We start from the raw sequence: 19,277 nt of genomic DNA on the forward strand, positions 1-19,277 counted from the left end.
TCTACGATGAGTATCGATGATCTTCCGAACGCACAGCCGAATCACCCGCGTACTTCTCGCAGTCGTCGCGACGACGACGGTGGTGTCGGCAACCGCGTGTACCCCCAAGCCGCAGGGACCGGAGTCCGCCGCCGACACCTTCGTCGCAGCGCTCGCTCAGCGTGACAGTGCGGCTGCCGGGCAGGTGACGGACAGGGCCGATCTTGCGGCGTCCGCCGTCGACAAGGCATGGGACGGACTGCAGGCCGAGTCGCTCGACGCGCAGACGGGGGCCGTGTCCGTCAACGGCGATACTGCGACCGTCGACTACACCTACACGTGGCATCTGCCGAAGGACCGCACCTGGACCTACGACGGCGCACTGCAGATGGGGCGTCGCGGCGGCGACTGGGTGGTCCGCTGGAACTCGACGGATCTGCACCCGAAGCTCGGAGACACCCAGTCGATGGTTCTGCGATCCACCGCCGCGGAGCGCGCCAGGGTGAACGAGCACGCCGGCTCGGACGTTCTCGTTCCCGGTGTCGTGCATGGTGTCTCGTTCGATGCATCGGAGGCGACCGACGTCGTCGGCAGCGCCCGGACGCTCGAACGTATCCTCGCTCCGTTCGACGCTTCGATCACCGCCCAGTCCATCGTGGAATCGGCGACCGCGTCACCGGGTCCCTATCGCGTCGTCACGCTGAGGGACGAGGACTACGAGGCGGTGGCACCGGGACTGCTCGCGTTGTCGGGTGTCACGGTGTCGGAGCAGTCCGACCTGGTGTCCACCGATCGCACCTTCGCGCCCGACCTGGTGAGCCAGGTGAAGAAGACGGTGATGGACCGCGTGGACGGCGCTGCCGGGTGGAGCGTGGTCGCCGTGAACACGAACGGCGCGGACACCGGGATCCTGACCGAGACGGCCCCGCAGCCGGTCCCGTCCATCAGCATCAGTCTCGACCGTCCGGTGCAGGTCGCCGCACAGAATGCCGTGAACGTCTCGCGCGACCAGGCGATGATGGTGGTGATCCAGCCGTCGACCGGAGACATCCTCGCAGTCGCGCAGAACGCGGCCGCCGACAAGGACGGCCCGGTCGCGTCCACGGGCCTCTACCCGCCGGGATCGACCTTCAAGATCGTCACCGCGGGTGCCGCGATCGAGGAAGGCATCGCAACGCCGGAGACGACGGTGCCGTGTCCCGGCCGCATCGTCATCGGCGAGCGCAGTGTGCCCAACTACAACGAGTTCTCGCTGGGGAACGTGTCGATGAGCACCGCGTTCACCAGGTCGTGCAACACCTCCTTCGCCAAGCTGGCCAGCGAGATGTCGGCCGGTGCGTTGACCGACGCCGCGTCGATGTTCGGGATCGGGCCGGAGTACGGCGTGGTCGGGCTCCCCACCGAGTCGGGATCGGTGCCGCCGGCCGAGGAATTGGTCCAGCGGACCGAGGACGGCTTCGGCCAGGGCAAGGTGCTGGTGTCGACGTTCGGCATGGCGCTCGCCGCGGCCACCGTCGCACACGGCTCCACCCCGGTTCCCACCCTGATCCAGGGGGAGGAGACCACGATCGACGGTGACCATCCGCAGATCGAGCCGGCCATGGTCGACGGGCTCCGCGGCATGATGCGATCCGTGGTCACCAGCGGTACCGCCGAGCGCATCGCCGACCAGGGCGAGGTGTACGGCAAGACGGGCGAAGCAGAGGTCGAGGGCGGGTCCCATGCCTGGTTTGTCGGCTATCGCGGCGATCTCGCGTTCGCGACACTGGTGGTGCGCGGCGGCAGTTCCGACAACGCCGTCGCGGTGACTCGCGACATGATCACCGCCCTGCCCGCCGGATACTGACCGCGACCGGCGGCGACTACGCTGGGAGCCATGTCCGTCCGCACCGCTCTCGAACCCGGCACCGTCTCACCCGTTCTCGATGTTCCCAAGAACATCGAGCGTCCCGAGTACGCGTGGAAGAAGACCGTCCGCGAGGGTCACGAGCCGTGGGTGCAGACGGCCGAGACCATCGAGAAGATGCGGCTCGCCAGTCGTATCGCCGCTCGCGCTCTGCAGGAAGCGGGAAAGGCCGTCGCTCCCGGAGTCACGACGGACGAGCTCGACCGCGTCGCGCACGAGTACATGATCGACCACGGCGCGTATCCGTCGACGCTGGGCTACAAGGGTTTTCCCAAGTCCTGCTGCACGTCGCTGAACGAGGTCATCTGCCACGGCATCCCGGATTCGACGGTGGTGCAGGACGGGGACATCGTCAACATCGACGTCACCGCATACATCGACGGCGTGCACGGGGACACCAATGCCACGTTCCTCGCGGGCAACGTCTCGGATGAGGCCCGACTGCTCGTCGAGCGCACCCACGAGGCCACGATGCGCGCCATCAAGGCGGTCAAGCCGGGTCGCGCGCTCAACGTCGTCGGCCGAGTGATCGAGGCGTACGCCGACCGCTTCGGATACGGCGTGGTCCGTGACTTCACCGGGCACGGCATCGGCACCACCTTCCACAACGGCCTCGTCGTGCTGCACTACGACGAGCCGTCCGTCGAGACGGTCCTCGAGCCGGGCATGGTCTTCACCATCGAGCCGATGATCAATCTCGGCGGTGTGGAGTGGGATCAGTGGAACGACGGCTGGACCGTCGTCACGCGCGATCGGTCGTGGACGGCGCAGTTCGAGCACACCCTCGTCGTCACCGACACGGGCGCTGAGATTCTCACCCTCCCTTGACCGTTCGCGGCGCCATCCTCGTCGCCGGAACCACCTCCGATGCCGGCAAGAGTGTCGTCGTGGCCGGCCTGTGCAGACTGCTCGCGCGGCGCGGGGTGCGGGTCGCGCCCTTCAAGGCGCAGAACATGTCGAACAATTCCGTCGTCACTCTCGACGGAGGTGAGATCGGGCGGGCGCAGGCACTTCAGGCCAGAGCATGCGGACTGGAACCCAGTGTTCGATTCAACCCGATACTTCTCAAGCCCGGTGGCGACAGGACCTCGCAGCTGGTGGTGCGTGGCCGAGCCACCGGCACTGTCGGGGCGGCCGACTACATGACGCACCGCGACCGGTTACGGACCGTCGTCGCGGACGAACTGCGGTCGCTGCGTGACGATTTCGATGTCGTCGTCTGTGAGGGTGCGGGATCTCCGGCCGAGATCAACCTCCGTGTCACGGACCTTGCCAACATGGGTCTCGCGCGCGCGGCCGACCTCCCGGTGATCGTGGTGGGCGACATCGACCGTGGCGGTGTACTGGCGCATTTCTTCGGGACGCTCGCAGTACTCGAACCCGAGGATCAGGCGCTGATCTCAGGCTTCGTGGTGAACAAGTTCCGGGGGGACCCCTCCTTGCTGCAACCAGGTCTGGACACGCTGGCAGAGCGAACAGGTCGGCCCACATTGGGAGTCATCCCGTTCAGCGAGGGTCTGTGGCTCGACGCCGAGGACTCCTTGGGGACGGTGGCCGATGCGCCGCTCGGACGACCTGCCGCCCCTCTCGGATCGCAGTGGCTGCGCGTGGCGGCCATCCGCTTGCCGCGTATCTCGAATTCCACGGATGTGGAGGCTCTGGCCTGTGAGCCGGGTGTCACCGTGCACTGGGCCACCGATCCGTCCCGGCTCACCGATGCGGACCTCGTGGTCGTCCCGGGATCGAAAGCGACGGTGCACGATCTGGACTGGTTGCGCCGCACCGGTATCGCCGACGAACTCGCGCGCCGCGCCGAGCGCGGTGCGCCGGTCCTCGGAATCTGCGGTGGTTATCAGATGCTGGGCCGAACCGTGACCGACTCGGTGGAGTCCGATGCGGGCGTCGTCGCGGGGCTCGGGCTGTTGGACCTCGACATCGAATTCGGCGCGGACAAGGTGTTGGCGCAGGTCACCGGTTCGCTCGATGGAAAGGTGCTGCGCGGCTACGAGATCCACCATGGTCGGGTCGTCCGCACCGGCGACGCGTCCTGGTTCACCGGCGGCGACGACGAGCCCGAGGGGAGTGTCCGGGGGAGTGTTCGCGGTACGCATTGGCACGGGTTGCTGGAGAACGACGACTTCCGCCGTGCCTATCTCACGAACGTCGCGGATCAGGCAGGCCGCCGCGGCTTCGTCGTAGCTCCCGACACGGACGTCGACGCGATGCGCAACGCCCAGGTGGACCTACTCGCCGACCTGGTCGAGAACTCGCTCGACATCGAGGCGGTCCTGTCGCTCGTGGCGGAGGGTGCTCCGCCGTCACTGCGGACCCTGGAGGTGCGGTGAACGTGTCGAGCCGGTGTCAGCGTTCGGGTAGCGTCCATCCCCATGCAGCAGCAGACCGTCACACTGCCCTCGGGTGATCTCGTCGTGCGACTCGACGGGCCGGACAGCGGTCACGCCGTCCTTCTGCTTCCCGCCACCGACGACGCTGCCGACTCCTTCGACGACACGGCAGCCCGGCTGACCACGTCGGATCTGCGCACCGTGGTCCTCGAACCGGGTGCGGACCCGTCGGATACGGATCTGATCGCACTGCTCGACAAGCTCGGACTTCCCTGGGTCAATCTGGTCGGGAGGGGAGCGGGCGCGGACCGCGCATGGTCTCTCGCAGCGCGGACGTTCGGTCGAGTGTCGAGCCTCGTCGTCATCGACCGTGGGCACCCGGCTACACGCGGCGAAAGTTGCCCCGCAGTGGAACTGAGAACCACGATGGTCGTCGCCGACCCCACCTTCCGTGACGACGCGTCCGCGAGCAGCCGGTACGTCTACGGTGACTACCGCGTGATCACGCTCGACGCTGCCGACCCCGACGCCGCTGCAGCCGCACTGGCGACGGAGATCGTGATGCGTACCAGCGCCTGGTGACTCATTCGCCGGGTGCGGTGAGGTAGTCGTTGCCGTGGGAGTCGCGGATGTGGACGATGCCGTCGCGGAGCATGCGGTAGTGCCACTGTCTGCGGGTCTTCAATCCGTGGTGCCGGCGGCAGAGGGGTTCGAGGTTGCCGGTGACGGTCCAGCCGCCCTTCTGTGGGTCGGTGTGGTCGAACGGGACGACGTGGTCGAGGTCGCAGTCCTCGCTGGGCACCGCACACCCGGGGTGGACGCACGTCGGATACAGCGCTGTCACCACCGCTGCGGTCGCCTCCGACGGCCGGTAGGTCAGCGCCCCGTCCGGAGGCGCGACGAAACCCCGTGGCCGTCGGGGTTGTCGACGGCACGGTCCAATGCTGATGGTGGGAGCGTGCGGAGGTACTCGACCTGCTCTCTCACCTTCCTGGCTTTCGTGCTTCCCAGTTTCCCCGTGGTCGGGGTCCAGCCCGGCGGCATGTGGCGGGTGCGGCGAACTTCCCTGCCGTCGACCGGAGCCGGTGGATCGGGTTCCGGGTCGGGTGGGTGGTGTTCGCTGTCCTGCGCGGCGGTGATGAGTGCTTGCCACGTCGCATCTTCGGCAATTCTCCGGGCCACATCGGCCGGGACCGGTCCCCAGCCGACGAGGTGGCCGGGTTCCCCCGCCAACCCGGCTGCGGTTGCGGCGTCGAGGACGATCACGGCATGGTTGGCCGGTTCATTCGACACGGCCCCGGTCAGGAGTGCGTGCGCGGCGTCGAACAGCCGCGCCGGCAGCGACGTCGGATCCGTCACCCCACGCGCGGCAGCGGCGATGTTCCGCCACATGCCGGCGACCTTCTCCGCCGGACCGCGGATGATCAGCTCCGCCTGACCGCGCGGCAGTTTGCGTACTGTCGCCGCGCGCTCCAGCGCCGCCCGCTCCCGGACGATGCGGTGCCACTCGGCGTCGAAGTCGGCGAGGATCCGGTCGATCGCCGCCGCGACCGCACCCGGGGTGCACCGGGATGCGGCAACGATCACCCGTTGCAGCAGCGCTTCGGTGGCGTTCGGGACCCCGGCAAGGGATCGGCACACCGTGCGGAACGCTGCGTACGCCAACCGGCCCGCATCGAACGCTTCCTGCACCGCCGGACGGGCCGTACGAATCAGGAACAGCCACTCGGTGACCGTCCCGGTGGACACCGACAATGCCGACGCGACCTCGGCGACAGCGCACGCCTCGGCGGCATCGGCGTCGAACACTCCACCCGGCCCGAGCACCGCGGGACGCCGGGATTCCAAGTGGATGTAGGAGCACGACGCGGCGACGGTACGGGCGAACGAGGCTTGGGCGTCGACCTTCGCCGACACCAGCACATCGACGGAAACTGTTGCGTCGTACACGAATTCACCCCCCCCGGTGATGCCCGATCAAGCCGCCCCCCGACGACCTGACCACACAGTAACTCACCCCACCGACACGAATCAGTGTGGCGCGAGTTGCCACATCCCGACGTCGCACCGGCCGTCGCCGTGGTCGCCTGCAGCCACCACGGTGCCGTCCGCGCGCAGGCCGAGGGTGTGCGCCGAGCCCGCAGCAATCGCAACGATGTCCCGCCACGGTCCGACGTCGCACTGTCCGCGACTGTCGTCACCGGCCGCGACGACGCGACCGTTCTCGAGCAGGCCGACCGTGTGGCTGCTCCCGGCCGAGATGCCCACGACGCCCGACCAGCCCGACACGTCCGAGGAATGGTCGCCGGCGATCGATACGTGTCCGTCATCATGCAGAGCGGCGGAGTGCAGGTAGCCGGCGGAAACCGCCCTGACGCCGCACCACCCCTCGACGGCGCACTGGCCTCGCTGGTTGTTCCCGACGGCTGTCACGGTGCCGTCGGAGAGAAGTCCGACCGAATGCCAGTCACCGGCGGCCACGGCGACGACATCCGCCCACGAGGAGACCGCGCAGCCGCCCTCGGTGCGGCGACCGACGGCGAGCACGGTGCCGTCGGCACGCACTCCGAGGGTGCGTCTCCACCCGGCCGCCACTCCGACGACGTCGGACCAGTCGGCGACGTCGCACTGGCCGTGGGCATCCCACCCTGTCGCGACGACCGAGCCGTCGGACCGGACGCCCACGGTGTGCGACCGACCGGTGTTGCGCGCCGTGTGCACGTTTCCCGCGGCCACCGCGACGACGTCGGTCCAGTGCTCGAGGCGGTGCTGGGACAGATCGCCCGCGCCCACCACCGAGCCGTCGGCGCGCACTCCGACGGAATGTCGGCGGCCCGCAGCGAGGACAGTGGGCGGGGACGTCTCGTCAGTCCAGATCGAGTCCGAGGAGGGCATTCTCGACGACCTCGGGAAGGGCCGGGTGGATCCAGTACTGGCCGCGAGCGACCTCGTCGACCGTCTGACCGAACGTGATCGCCTGGATCAACGGCTGGATCACGGTCGGTGCCTGCTCGCCGATGATGTGAGCGCCCAGGATCTTTCGAGTCGCACGATCGGCGACGATCTTGCACAGACCCTCGTCGTCCTCCATCGCCCAGCCGTACGCCACGTCGGCGTACTTCTGGACCTTGACGGCAACGTCGTATCCCTGGTCGCGCGCTTCCTGTTCCGTGAGGCCGACCTCCGCGATCATGGGATCGGTGAAGACAGCGGACGGAACGTATCGGTGGTCGAACCTCGACCATCCGGTGGTGTCGGTCCACGAGGTCTTCAGGACGTTCTCCTGAACGACCCGCGCCTCGGCGTTGGCGACGTGTTTGAGCTGATACGGCGACGACACGTCGCCGAGCGCGAAGACCCCCTCCGCCGTCGTCCGGCCGAACTCGTCCACGACGATGCGGCCGTCGGGATGCACGTCGATACCGGCCTCGGCTGCCCCGATGAGATCGCTGTTGGGTGCGCGTCCGATGGCGACCAGAAGTGCGTCACCCCGAACCTCCGCGCCGTCCGAGAGCGTGACGACGACGTCGTCTCCGTCCCGGCGGACCGCGGTGGCGTCGACACCGAGCCGGACGTCCCACTTCTTCTGCGCGAGGTCCGTGAACTGCTGCGAGATCGCGGCGTCGGACTTCCGAAGCAGCCGTTCCTTGCGGGCCAGCATCGTGACCCGAGAACCCAACGCGGAGAACACGTGTGCGAACTCGGCAGCGATGTATCCGGATCCCAGGACGATCAGATGCTCGGGCAGTGAGGGCAGACGCATGATGTCGTTGTTGGTGTGGAACGGCACCCCGCTCTCGGTGATGAAATCCGGCACCGTGGCGCGTGATCCACTGGCGACGACCACGCGGTCCGCGGTGATGATGCGCCCGTCGCCGGTGTCGATGCGCCTCGGGCCGACGAACGTCGCGTGACTGCTGAAGAGCGTCACGTTGGCGCTGCCCTCGCGCCGATACTTCTCGCCTCCCTCGGCGATGGGGTCGATGCGGCCGAAGACGCGGTCGACGATGTCCGTCCACCGCACCTTGTCGATGTGCGCATCGATGCCGTACTTCGACGCGGTGGTGATCGCGCGAGCTACCTCGGCCGCGTAGACGAACATCTTGGTCGGGATGCACCCGACGTTGATGCAGGTGCCGCCGAAGATCGACTCCTCGAACATGGCCACGGACAGTCCGTCGAAGCGCTCGTCGAGAATGGTGTTGGCGGAACCGGATCCGATGATGGCGAGGTCGAAGTGCTGCTCCGTCGTCACGAGCCTGTCGCCAGTTCTGCGTGGTCGCCGCCGGACGGCGCGGCCTCGAGGTGCCCGTCACGGCGTTGACGCAGCCAGTCGTCCATCTCGGCGAATGCGCGCGCGAGAGGGTCGGTCGTCGACAGGAACACGTCGTGGCGGGCGCCCTCGATGGGCACGATGGTCGTGCGGTTGCCGAGACATCCTGCCCACCGGGCGATCTGGCGGACGTCGAGGACCGCGTCGGCGGCGTCCACGTCGGGAATGTAGGTCTTCGAGAACCGGGTGACCTTGCTCCGCAGGATCAGCGACGGCACACCGATGTCGAGGCCCCTGTGCAAGGTGGCGTGTCCGCGGCGCACGGCTCGGATCCATCCGAGCTTGATCGGGAACCCGGCCAGCGGCTTCCACGACAGGTCGTAGTCCCAGTCGCCGTTGCCGCCGGAGCTGATCGACAACCCGTAGGTGTCCAGTCCGTCGCCGGGGAGCGAGCGCTTCGGCGCGACGCGGCCGATCAGGTCGATGGCGACGGTGCCGATGCTGCGGACGGCCGGCGGACCCTGGAGGTCGAACCACGGACTGTTCAGGATCAGACCGGTCACACCCGCGTTCACCGCACCTCCGCGAGTGCGTTCGAGGCGGTCCAACCACAGCGGGACGATGAGTCCGCCGGTGGAGTGCGCCGCCATCAGAACGTCCGCTCCGGTCTCGTCGCGCACGATCGTCAGCGCGCGGTCGAGTTCGGTGTCGTAGAGGGCGAGATCGGAGATGAAGTGCGGCGACTGGTTCGCCCCGATCGACCGGCCGCACTTGCGGAGGTCGAGCGCGTAGAACGCGTATCCCAGGTCGGCGAAGTGCTCGGCCAGGTGTCGCTGGAAGAAGTAGTCGGTGAAGCCGTGAACGTAGAGAACCGCTCTGGTCGGCGCCGTCGGGCCGGTCACCGAGCGGGTCAGGCGGACCAGGGTCGCCCGGACATCTCCCTCGCCGTCGGGGTCGGAGCCGAGCGGTATGGTCAGTTGCTCGTATTCGTCACCGAGTACGTCGGGCTCCCATGTAGTCACACTCACACAGTAATGGGCTTGTCGCAGCGGTGGCGAGGGGCACAATCGGGTACACAGCGCGTGATGAACCATCCGCACGATGCTCCGTTCGGGGCATCGATGGACGAAGGAAGTCGATCTAGCAGTGGGCGAACACGATCAGAACCAGCAGTCCGGGTCCTCTCGAACGGAGAGGACCGACGTCGTCCTGATCGGTGCGGGCATCATGAGCGCCACGCTCGGCACCCTCTTGCGCCAGGTCGAGCCGACGTGGTCCATCTCGATCTTCGAGCGTCTGGACGCCGCCGCCGCCGAGAGCAGTGACCCCTGGAACAACGCGGGCACCGGCCACTCCGCCCTGTGCGAGCTGAACTACACGCCGCAGAACAAGGACGGCACCGTCGACATCGCGAAGGCGCTGAACGTCAACGAGCAGTTCCAGGTCTCGCGCCAGTGGTGGTCGCACGCCATCGAGGCCGGCGTTCTCGCCGACCCGAAGAACTTCATCAACCCCATCCCGCACGTGAGCTTCGTCCACGGCGAGGACAACGTGAAGTATCTCCGGGCGCGCTACGACGCGCTGTCCGGCAACCCGTTGTTCCCCGGTATGGAGTACATCGACGACAAGGACGAGTTCGCACGTCGTCTCCCGCTGATGGCTGCCGGCCGCGACTACAGCGACCCCATCGCCCTCAACTGGTCGGAGGGTGGCACCGACGTCGACTTCGGCGCCCTGACCAAGCAGCTGCTCAACCACCTGGCCACCGAGGGTGCGTCGGTCAACTTCGGCCACGAGGTCCGCGACCTGTCCAAGAACTCGGACGGAACCTGGACGGTCAAGGTCTACAACGGCCGCACGGGCGTCACGCGCAAGATCGTCACGAAGTTCGTCTTCGTCGGCGCCGGCGGCGGCGCGCTGCATCTGCTGCAGAAGTCGGGCATCTCCGAGGCCAAGGGCTTCGGCGGGTTCCCCGTCAGCGGTGAGTGGCTGCGATGCACCAACCCGGAACTCGTCGCGCAGCATTCGGCCAAGGTGTACGGCAAAGCGTCGGTGGGTGCACCGCCCATGTCGGTTCCGCACCTCGACACGCGCGTCATCGGCGGCAAGCCCGGCCTGCTGTTCGGGCCGTACGCGGGCTGGTCGCCCAAGTTCCTCAAGCAGGGCAAGATGACCGATCTGATCAACTCGGTCAAGCCCAACAACCTGTTCTCGATGCTCGGCGTCGGAGTCACCGAGATGGCGCTGACCAAGTACCTGGTCACCGAGCTGCTGCAGTCCGAGACGGATCGCGTGGAGACGCTGCGCGAGTTCATGCCGTCGGCGCAGGGCAAGGACTTCGAGATGGTCACCGCGGGACAGCGCGTCCAGGTGATCCGTCGTAAGGGCCGCGGCGGCGTCCTGGAATTCGGCACCGCTGTCATCAATGCGGGCGACGGAACGATCGCGGGACTGCTCGGTGCGTCTCCGGGCGCCTCGACTGCCGTCCCGGCCATGCTCGACGTCCTGCAGCGTTGCTTCTCCGACCGCTACGCCTCGTGGGAGCCGATTCTCAAGGACATGGTGCCGTCGTTGGGCACCAAGCTCGCCGAGAATTCGCGTCTGTTCGACGAGATCTGGTCGCACACCACCCGAGTCCTGCAGCTCGACACGACCACCACCGGTGGTCGGCAGGTCGCGCACTCCGGCACGGTGTGATACCAAAACCAGATGACGACGGCGACTGCAACACTCAAGCGATCCTGGGCACTCGACCTGTCGAACGAGACCCTCTACGAACTTCTCAAGCTTCGCGTCGAGGTGTTCGTGGTGGAACAGGCCTGTGCCTACCCGGAACTCGACGGTAAGGATCTTCTCTCCGACACACGGCACTTCTGGCTCGAGCGGGACGGCAACGTGGTCTGCACGCTGCGCCTGCTCGAGGAGCACGACGACGGCGAGAAGTCGTTCCGTATCGGCCGGTTGTGCACGCACCGGTCCTCGCGCGGACAGGGTCACACCACACGAATCCTGCGCGCCGCGCTGGCCGAGGTCGGATCCTCGCCCTGCCGGATCAACGCGCAGAGCTACCTCGTGGACATGTACGCCAAGCACGGTTTCGCGCCCGACGGCGAGGAAGTTCTCGAGGACGGTATTCCGCACACGCCCATGCGACGCGGCGGCGGAACTCCGTGGAGCGAGGGCGACAAGGCCTGACCCACGCCGATCCACCGCGAGCACTGCCGGAGAAGCCCGTGAGATTCGGGCGCGGTCCCGCCACTGTGACGTGAGTCCTCCGACCCACGAAGCCAGATCGCCGGGTGCTCGCGACAACGCTGCGTGAGAAGACCACACGCTGCATCGTCTCGATTCCTCGGCGCGGTCACCGAGGTCGAACAGGACACTCGTTGAATCCCGGATTTCCGTTCTCTGCCATCGTCGGTCAGGACCGACTGCTCCTCGCGCTCGCCCTCAGCGCCGTACACCCCGGCATCGGTGGTGTTCTGGTGCGTGGGGAGAAGGGCACCGCGAAGTCCACCGCGGTGCGCGCGCTGACCGCTCTGCTGCCCCCTGTCGTCGACCAGTCCGGTGCGCGGCCGGCACGGCTGGTCGAACTCCCCGTCGGTGCCACCGAGGACCGGGTGGTCGGATCGATCGACTTCGAGCGCATCGTCCAGGACGGCACGCGCGCGTTCACACCCGGACTCCTCGCGGCGGCAGACCGAGGGATTCTCTATGTCGACGAGGTCAATCTCCTGCACGACCACCTCGTCGATCTGCTCCTCGATGCCGCCGCCATGGGCCGCGTCCACGTCGAGCGCGACGGCATCTCCCACTCCTACGCGTCGCGTTTCGTCCTCGTCGGCACCATGAACCCGGAGGAGGGGGAGCTGCGGCCGCAGCTGCTCGACCGCTTCGGTCTCGCCGTCGACGTCGCGGCCTCCCGTGACGTGGACACCCGCATGACCGTGGTGCGTCGCCGGTTGGACTACGAGCGCGACGCCGAGAACTTCGCCCGGACCTACGCCGACGCCGATGCGGACATCGCACGTCGCATCGCGGAAGCGGGACAGCGACTCCCCGACGTCGATCTGCCCGACACCGAACTGCGCCGCATCGCAGCCGTGTGTGCGGCCTTCGACGTGGACGGCATGCGCGGGGACCTCGTCGTCGCTCGGACGGCCACCGCCCACGCCGCGTGGCGTGGAGCGGACTCGGTCACCGAGGACGACGTCCGTGTCGCCGTCGAACTGGCCCTTCCACACCGTCGCCGCCGCGATCCGTTCGACGCACCCGGGATGGCGGAGAACGAACTCGACGACGCGATGCAACGCGCGGCCGACGATGTCCGTGACAACGAACCCGAACCCGATCCCGACCCGGACGGTGGAGGCGCTCCCGAGCCGCCCTCCGCCGAACCGTCGTCCTCGACACCCGACGACGACGCGAGCGCTGACCGGACGAGCACATCGGACAGCGGACAGGAGCCGGCTCCGGCAGGCTCCGGTAACTCGGGCACCGCCGACGCCGGCGACGGATTCGACGCGCGTCTGCTGCAGATCGACGGGGTCGGTGAGGGAGCTCCCGGCCGACGTTCCCGCGCCCGGGTCTCGTCGGGCCGAGTCGTGCGAGGCACCGATTTCACCGGCGGCTCACTGCATCTCGTCCAGACGCTGTTACGAGCCGCGGAGCGACGCGGGGGATCGGCGGGGCGTCTCACGATCGCCGGCAGCGATCTGCGAGGAGTGGAACGCGAAGGGCGAGAAGGCAATCTGATCGTTTTCGTCCTCGACGCGTCCGGGTCGATGGCTGCACGCGATCGGCTGTCCGCCGTCACCGGCGCCGTCGTCTCGTTGTTGCGCGACGCCTACCGTCGCCGCGACCGCGTGGCCGTCGTGTCGGTCCGCGGCAGTGACGCCGAACTCGTTCTCCCGCCCACTCGATCGGTGGACGTGGCAGTCACCCGACTGAACGGCGTCCGCACCGGAGGGAAGACGCCGCTCGCATCCGGGTTCCTCGCGACCCGCGACGTCATCGCGCGTGAACGCATCCGAGAGCCGGGACGACGCGCTCTGGTGGTCACCCTCACCGACGGTCGCGCGACCGGCGGACCCGACCCGGTCGGCCGCGCCCGCTATGCGGCGTCCTTGCTGGCCAAGGACAAGGTGGCCTCCGTCGTCGTCGACTGCGAGTCGGGCATGATCCGGCTCCGTCTCGCTCGGGACCTCGCGACGGCCCTCCGCGGCACCTACATCTCGCTGCCGGAACTGTCGTCGGCCGGTGTGGCAGGCGTCGTCCGCGCGGCGGCGTGAGGAGATAACGATGCCTCAGGGAGTTCCGCTGCCCGGCAGCGTTCCGGACGACGGTCTGACCACGCGTCAGCGTCGCAACCTTCCCGTCCTCGCCGTGCACACCGGCCCCGGCAAGGGGAAGTCCACGGCAGCGTTCGGAATGGCGATGCGGGCGTGGAACCAGGGTTTCGACGTCGCCGTCTTCCAGTTCGTCAAGAGCGCGAAATGGAAGGTGGGGGAGGAGTCCGTCTTCCGCACGCTCGGAGATCTGCACGACGACACAGGCGTCGGCGGCGCCGTGGAGTGGCACAAGATGGGTTCGGGCTGGTCCTGGTCGCGTAAACGCGGTGACGAGGTCGACCACGCGGAGGATGCGCGCGAAGGATGGGCCGAGATCGCCTCGCGTATCCGCGACGAGCGGCACCGGTTCTACGTGCTGGACGAGTTCACGTACCCGCTGCACTGGGGGTGGATCGACGTCGACGAGGTCGTGTCGACTCTGGCGGATCGGCCCGGCAACCAGCACGTCGTCATCACCGGCCGCAACGCGCCGCAGGCCTTGATGGACGCGGCCGACCTGGTCACCGAGATGACCAAGGTCAAGCATCCGATGGACGCGGGCCGTAAGGGTCAGCGCGGGATCGAATGGTGAACGACCTGCCCGCGGTCGTCATCGCGGCGCCGTCGTCGGGAAGCGGGAAGACCACCGTCGCCACCGGCATCATGGGCGCTCTGCGAGCGGCAGGGCGTCGAGTCGCGCCGTTCAAGGTAGGACCGGACTACATCGATCCGGGCTACCACGCTGTCGCCGCGGGGCGGCCCGGCCGCAATCTCGACGCCGTCATGATGGGCCGCGACGCCATGGTGCCCTCACTCCGGTGGGGGTCGGCGGGGTGCGACATCGCGGTCGTCGAAGGTGTCATGGGCCTGTTCGACGGTCGGATCGACCTGTCCGAGGGTGCGGCCACCGAGCCGGGCGCCGAAGGGTCGACCGCCGCGGTGGCATCGGCCATCGGCGCGCCCGTCGTGCTCGTCGTCGACGCCCGCGGTCACAGCCAGAGCATCGGCGCACTCGTGCACGGATTCTCGACGTACGACCCGTCGGTCCGTATCGCCGGTGTGATCCTCAACCGAGTCGGCAGCCCCCGCCACGAGGCGGTGCTGAGACAGGCCTGCGATCGGATCGGCGTTCCGGTCATCGGGTCCGTTCCCCGCGCCGCCGCGCTCGAGGTCCCGTCACGGCACCTGGGCCTCGTCACGGCGGCCGAGCATGGATCCGCCGCAGTCGATGCAGTCTCCGCCATGACGGCGCTCGCGACGCAGCACGTCGACCTCGAGGAACTGTCCCGCATCGCCGACTCCGCCCACGTGCCCGCCGGCACCGCCTGGGACCCCAGGGAGGCCGCGGGACCGACGGCGAACGCCGGCACGCCCGTGATCGCCATGGCGGGCGGACCCGCGTTCACGTTCGGGTACGCCGAGCACGTCGAGGTTCTGCGGGCGGCCGGCGCCGATGTCGCCGTGTTCGATCCGCGTCACGACCGACTCCCCGAGGGAACGTCCGGTCTCGTCGTCCCCGGCGGATTCCCCGAGCTCCATGCCGCCGAGCTGGCCGCGAACGAGCTTCTGCTGCACGATATTCGAGACCTCGTGGACGCGGGGCACCCCGTGCACGGCGAGTGCGCCGGGCTGCTCTACCTGGCGCAGTCGCTCGACGGACATCGGATGGCAGGCGTGCTGGACCTCGACGTGGAGTTCGGGAGTCGATTGACACTCGGATACCGGGACGCCGTCGCCGTGACGGACTCGGTCATGTTCGATGCGGGGACCAGGGTGACCGGGCACGAGTTCCACCGCACATCCGTCTCCCGACGCGGAACGGCCGACAACGCGTGGGGATGGCGGCGCGACGGCGCATCGCTCATGGAGGGTGCAGTGGCATCAGGGGGGCGAGTGCACGCGTCGTACCTCCACACGCACCCGGTCGCGACGGCCGCCGGCATCGCTCGGTTCGTCGCGGCGAGCCGTCCGACTCGAGAGACACCTCAGGCCGCGAGCAGCCCCTCGAGGTAGTCGAGCAGACGTGAGACCTCGCGGGGAGCTCCCAGGACGACGATCTTCATCCGATCGCGCTGGGCGTCGTATGCGGTGTTGACGCGGAGCGGCTCACCGTCGGGGCGGGCGTCGGTGGACGCTCTGGCCAGAAGTGCGCTGAGTCGATCCGCGGTCTCGCGATCGACGGTGTCGATGTCGACGATGGAGGTGACTTCCACGCGATGGTCGGTACGCAGTGTCGACGCGGACTGGCCCGTGAACGTCTCGAGGTCCTCGGCCGAGATGCGGTACTGCTTGCCGATGCGGACGGCGGGAAGCCGCCCGGACCGCACGTACCCGCGGACCGTGCGTACATGCAGACCCAACATGTCGGCTACATCGTCGACCGAATACATCCGCACTGTCACACAAACAACGTTAAACATCCCCTGTCCCGCACGTCAATTGGGACATGTACGTGCGAATCCAACGAAATCAGGGCAAGAGTGGCAACCTGGGACGAATGACCGTCACAGACCCGAGATTGATCCTGGGGCCCTTCGTCCGTTACGTCAGCACCGATCGTGCGACGTTCTGGGTCGAGACGTCCCAGTCCTGCACCGTCACCGTCACCACCTCGAGCGGCGCCTCGGTCGAGGAGAACACCTGGGGAGTACACGGTCACCACTACGCGCTCGTCGCCGTGGAAGGTCTGCCGCAGAATTCCACCGTCGACTACACCGTGTCGATAGACGGCGGACAGGTCTGGCCGACGGACGGCCACCCGTCCGTCGTGCACACGATGTGCGAAGACGAGCCGATCACCGTCGCCTTCGGGTCCTGCCGACGCGGTGACACGTACAGCGAGGAAGCGCTCACCCGCATCGGTGCGGACGCCCTCGTGGGCCTGGCCGATCGAGTCGCCGGCGAGGAGCCCGACGACTGGCCGGATCTGCTGGTCTTCCTCGGCGATCAGGTCTACGCCGACGATCCGTCGCCCGAGATCGTGGAGCGCCTCCATGCGCGGCGCGAAGCCGGCGAGCGTGCAGCGGGTGCGCGCTCGGAGGACGTCGAGGACGAGATCTGCGACTTCGAGGAATACACCTGGCTGTACCAGGAGTCCTGGGGAGACGACCGCGTCCGCCGACTGATGGCGTCGGTTCCCACCTGCATGATCCTCGACGACCACGACCTGCGGGACGACTGGAACTCGTCGGCGGACTGGCGCCGGGACATCACGCAGAAGCCGTGGTGGGAGGACCGCGTCATCGGCGCGTTCTCGTCCTACTGGGTCTACCAGCACCTGGGGAACCTGTCGCCGCGCGAACTCGAGAACGACGCGATGTACGCGGCCGTCCGGTCGGCCGCCAGCGATTCCGAGCGCGAGGCGCTGCTCGCCGACTTCGCGCTGAAGGCCGATTCCGAGCCGTCCTCCGCCCGGTGGAGCTACCACCGCGACATCGGCAACACCCGTCTGATCATGATCGACAGCCGCTGCTCGCGCGATCTCTCGCCAGAACGCAGGGCCATGGTCGACGACGTCGAGTGGGCGTGGGTGCGGGAGCACACCTTGAACTCCGGCAAGGAGCACGTGCTGCTCGGGTCGTCGCTGCCGTTCCTCATGCTGCCGGGGCTCCACGCGGTCGAGCAGTGGAACGAAGCAGTCGCCCAGGGCGCGTGGGGTCCGCGCGTCGCCCGCTTCGGCGAGAAATTGCGCATCGCACTCGACCTCGAGCACTGGGCCGCCTTCGGCAAATCGTTCGGAGACATGGTCGATCTGGTCGACGAGGTCGTGGTCGGACCGTCCGCACCCAAGTCCGTGGTGTGGCTGTCCGGCGATGTGCACTGTTCCTACGTGGCCAAGGCGCAGACCCGCGTGTCGACGTCCACCTCGCTCTACCAGCTGACGATGTCGCCGTTCCGGAACCCGTTGAACCTGCCGATCCGGGCGGTCAACCGGCTCGCCATCCGTCGTCCGGTGGCGAAGATGCTCGCTCGGCTGGCGCGCAGTGCCAAGGCGGAACCGGTGCACGCGGAGTGGAGCGCGGAGGCCGGACCCTGGTTCGACAACGGAGTCATGTCGTTGACCACCGATTCGCAGGCGCTGCGGCTCGAGGTCGACCACGCGTCCGTGGTGAACGGTCGCCAGACTCTGCGGACGACCGCGCGGTACGACCTCACGCCGTCCGGGGTGCGGGAGCGCTGACTGCACTGCCGGTAAGGTCACCCGACGTGGACGCGACCGAATCTCCTTACCTGGCAGGGCTCGATCTGGCCGGTCGTCGCGTGGTCGTCGTCGGTGGAGGCAGCGTCGCGCAGCGGCGACTCCCGCTGCTGGTGTCGTGTGGCGCGAAGGTAACCGTCATCACACGCGAGGCGACGCCTGCCGTCGAGGGGATGGCCAGCTTCGGCCAGATCGACCTCGAACTCCGCGATTACCGCGACGGGGACCTGGGCGAGGCCTGGTACGCCATCGCCTGCACCGACGAGGCCGAGACCAACGCGGCGATCGTCGCCGAGGCCGCCCGGTCCCGCATCTTCTGCGTCCGCGCGGACGTCGCCAAGGACGGCACCGCCGTCACCCCGGCCAGTGCCGAGTACGACGGTCTGACAGTCGGTGTGCTCGCGAGTGGAGAACACCGCCGATCCGCTGCCGTCCGCAACGCCGTTCTCGACGGTCTGCAGTCCGGTGCCATCGCGGACGCTCCCGAGAAGTCGGTCGCCGGTGTCGCACTCGTGGGCGGCGGCCCCGGTGATCCGGACCTGATCACCGTGCGCGGCCGTCGGCTCCTCGCCCGCGCCGACGTCGTCGTCGCGGACAGGCTCGCGCCGCCGGAACTGCTGGCCGAACTGGGGCCGCACGTCGAGGTCATCGACGCGTCGAAGATCCCGTACGGCCGGTTCATGGCTCAGGAGGCCATCAACGACGCGCTCATCACCCACGCGAGAGCCGGAAAGTTCGTCGTCCGGCTCAAGGGCGGTGACCCGTACGTGTTCGGTCGCGGTTACGAGGAACTCGAGGCGTGCACCGCTGCCGGAGTCCCGGTGACCGTGGTGCCCGGGATCACGAGTGCCATCTCGGTCCCGTCGGCCGCCGGCATCCCCGTGACGCACCGCGGCGTCACCCACGAGTTCGTCGTCGTCAGCGGTCATCTGCGTCCCGACCACCCCGACTCGCTGATCGACTGGCCGTCACTCGGACGCCTCCGCGGCACCATCGTGCTGTTGATGGCCGTCGAGCGCATCGGTGCCTTCGCGGACGTGCTGGTCGAGAACGGCCGTTCGGCGGACACACCCGTCGTGGTCGTGCAGGAGGGGACGACGCGGTCGCAGCGTGTCGTCCGCGCCGATCTGTCCACCGTCGCCGATCGGGTCCGCGAGGAGAACGTGCGCCCACCCGCCATCATCGTCATCGGACCCGTCGCGGGCTTCGATGCCGCGGCCGCGATCGGAGCAGCGTCGTGACCCGA

At 68.2% G+C, this 19,277-nt stretch carries 17 protein-coding genes; 11 read left to right on the forward strand and 6 right to left on the reverse strand.

Features of this window, described 5'->3' with window-relative positions; all coding sequences use genetic code 11:
- The first annotated feature begins 16 nt into the window (after positions 1-16).
- From ASG64_RS15615 to ASG64_RS15630, 4 genes are read left to right on the forward strand one after another with little or no spacing between them, the layout of a single operon-like run.
- Complete coding sequence (locus ASG64_RS15615; RefSeq protein ID WP_082518544.1) at positions 17-1,825, forward strand: penicillin-binding transpeptidase domain-containing protein; 1,809 nt, start codon at positions 17-19, stop codon at positions 1,823-1,825.
- A 30-nt stretch (positions 1,826-1,855) separates the two neighbouring features.
- Positions 1,856-2,713 (forward strand): type I methionyl aminopeptidase, encoded by an 858-nt coding sequence (gene map / locus ASG64_RS15620; RefSeq protein ID WP_042572553.1) that lies wholly within the window; start codon positions 1,856-1,858, stop codon positions 2,711-2,713.
- Positions 2,710-4,230, forward strand: coding sequence for a cobyric acid synthase (locus ASG64_RS15625; RefSeq protein ID WP_056074506.1), 1,521 nt, complete (start codon positions 2,710-2,712; stop codon positions 4,228-4,230). Before map ends, ASG64_RS15625 begins: the two co-directional genes overlap by 4 nt.
- A 42-nt stretch (positions 4,231-4,272) precedes the next feature.
- A complete protein-coding gene (locus ASG64_RS15630; RefSeq protein WP_056074508.1) occupies positions 4,273-4,812 on the forward strand; it encodes an alpha/beta fold hydrolase in 540 nt (179 codons plus the stop codon).
- A gap of 1 nt (position 4,813) precedes the next feature.
- On the opposite strand, the gene ASG64_RS15635 is transcribed toward ASG64_RS15630, so the two are convergent.
- The 5 genes from ASG64_RS15635 to ASG64_RS15655 form a co-directional block, all read right to left on the reverse strand.
- Positions 4,814-5,032 (reverse strand): HNH endonuclease signature motif containing protein, encoded by a 219-nt coding sequence (locus ASG64_RS15635; RefSeq protein WP_056074510.1) that lies wholly within the window; start codon positions 5,030-5,032, stop codon positions 4,814-4,816.
- Between the two features lie 74 nt (positions 5,033-5,106).
- Entirely contained in the window at positions 5,107-6,180 is a 1,074-nt protein-coding gene (locus tag ASG64_RS15640; protein ID WP_156388436.1) for a hypothetical protein, read from the reverse strand.
- 81 nt (positions 6,181-6,261) lie between these two features.
- Positions 6,262-7,125 carry an RCC1 domain-containing protein gene (locus ASG64_RS15645; protein ID WP_056074514.1) on the reverse strand — a complete coding sequence of 288 codons (864 nt, stop codon included), beginning with the start codon at positions 7,123-7,125 and terminating at the stop codon, positions 6,262-6,264.
- Complete coding sequence (gene mtr, locus ASG64_RS15650; protein WP_056074516.1) at positions 7,097-8,485, reverse strand: mycothione reductase; 1,389 nt, start codon at positions 8,483-8,485, stop codon at positions 7,097-7,099. The genes ASG64_RS15645 and mtr overlap by 29 nt, the downstream gene beginning before the upstream one ends.
- On the reverse strand, positions 8,482-9,525 hold the full coding sequence (locus ASG64_RS15655; protein ID WP_056074518.1) for an alpha/beta hydrolase: 1,044 nt from the start codon (positions 9,523-9,525) through the stop codon (positions 8,482-8,484). Before ASG64_RS15655 ends, mtr begins: the two co-directional genes overlap by 4 nt.
- 79 nt (positions 9,526-9,604) lie before the next feature.
- Here ASG64_RS15655 and mqo point away from each other — a divergent pair, with 79 nt between their 5' ends.
- The 5 genes from mqo (at position 9,605) to ASG64_RS15680 (ending at position 15,846) form a co-directional block, all read left to right on the forward strand.
- On the forward strand, positions 9,605-11,200 hold the full coding sequence (mqo, locus tag ASG64_RS15660; RefSeq protein WP_082518545.1) for a malate dehydrogenase (quinone): 1,596 nt from the start codon (positions 9,605-9,607) through the stop codon (positions 11,198-11,200).
- Between the two features lie 12 nt (positions 11,201-11,212).
- A complete protein-coding gene (locus ASG64_RS15665; RefSeq protein WP_056074520.1) occupies positions 11,213-11,698 on the forward strand; it encodes a GNAT family N-acetyltransferase in 486 nt (161 codons plus the stop codon).
- 191 nt (positions 11,699-11,889) lie between these two features.
- Positions 11,890-13,794, forward strand: coding sequence for a VWA domain-containing protein (locus ASG64_RS15670; RefSeq protein ID WP_156388437.1), 1,905 nt, complete (start codon positions 11,890-11,892; stop codon positions 13,792-13,794).
- A 10-nt stretch (positions 13,795-13,804) separates the two neighbouring features.
- Positions 13,805-14,425, forward strand: coding sequence for a cob(I)yrinic acid a,c-diamide adenosyltransferase (gene cobO / locus ASG64_RS15675; protein WP_042572699.1), 621 nt, complete (start codon positions 13,805-13,807; stop codon positions 14,423-14,425).
- Complete coding sequence (locus tag ASG64_RS15680; RefSeq protein WP_056074522.1) at positions 14,419-15,846, forward strand: cobyrinate a,c-diamide synthase; 1,428 nt, start codon at positions 14,419-14,421, stop codon at positions 15,844-15,846. Before cobO ends, ASG64_RS15680 begins: the two co-directional genes overlap by 7 nt.
- On the opposite strand, the gene ASG64_RS15685 is transcribed toward ASG64_RS15680, so the two are convergent.
- Positions 15,819-16,235: a helix-turn-helix domain-containing protein gene (locus ASG64_RS15685; RefSeq protein WP_082042778.1), complete on the reverse strand. Its 417-nt coding sequence runs from the start codon at positions 16,233-16,235 to the stop codon at positions 15,819-15,821. The genes ASG64_RS15680 and ASG64_RS15685 overlap by 28 nt on opposite strands.
- Before the next feature lie 95 nt (positions 16,236-16,330).
- Here ASG64_RS15685 and ASG64_RS15690 point away from each other — a divergent pair, with 95 nt between their 5' ends.
- Entirely contained in the window at positions 16,331-18,013 is a 1,683-nt protein-coding gene (locus ASG64_RS15690; protein ID WP_056074524.1) for an alkaline phosphatase D family protein, read from the forward strand.
- Positions 18,014-18,039: 26 nt separating this feature from the next.
- The gene (gene cobA, locus ASG64_RS15695; protein WP_156148725.1) at positions 18,040-19,272 is read left to right on the forward strand and encodes a uroporphyrinogen-III C-methyltransferase; all 1,233 of its coding nucleotides are present in this window, start codon (positions 18,040-18,042) and stop codon (positions 19,270-19,272) included.
- Positions 19,273-19,277: the final 5 nt, after the last annotated feature.

Source organism: Rhodococcus sp. Leaf247 (assembly GCF_001426185.1).
GTDB lineage: Bacteria > Actinomycetota > Actinomycetes > Mycobacteriales > Mycobacteriaceae > Rhodococcoides.

Coding starts and splice junctions, on each gene's coding strand:
- ASG64_RS15615 (WP_082518544.1), top strand. CDS start 17: ATGATCTTCCGAACGCACAGCCGAATCACCCGCGTACTTCTCGCAGTC.
- map (WP_042572553.1), top strand. CDS start 1,856: ATGTCCGTCCGCACCGCTCTCGAACCCGGCACCGTCTCACCCGTTCTC.
- ASG64_RS15630 (WP_056074508.1), top strand. CDS start 4,273: ATGCAGCAGCAGACCGTCACACTGCCCTCGGGTGATCTCGTCGTGCGA.
- ASG64_RS15645 (WP_056074514.1), bottom strand. CDS start 7,125: ATGCCCTCCTCGGACTCGATCTGGACTGACGAGACGTCCCCGCCCACT.
- mqo (WP_082518545.1), top strand. CDS start 9,605: ATGCTCCGTTCGGGGCATCGATGGACGAAGGAAGTCGATCTAGCAGTG.
- ASG64_RS15665 (WP_056074520.1), top strand. CDS start 11,213: ATGACGACGGCGACTGCAACACTCAAGCGATCCTGGGCACTCGACCTG.
- cobO (WP_042572699.1), top strand. CDS start 13,805: ATGCCTCAGGGAGTTCCGCTGCCCGGCAGCGTTCCGGACGACGGTCTG.
- ASG64_RS15680 (WP_056074522.1), top strand. CDS start 14,419: ATGGTGAACGACCTGCCCGCGGTCGTCATCGCGGCGCCGTCGTCGGGA.
- ASG64_RS15690 (WP_056074524.1), top strand. CDS start 16,331: ATGACCGTCACAGACCCGAGATTGATCCTGGGGCCCTTCGTCCGTTAC.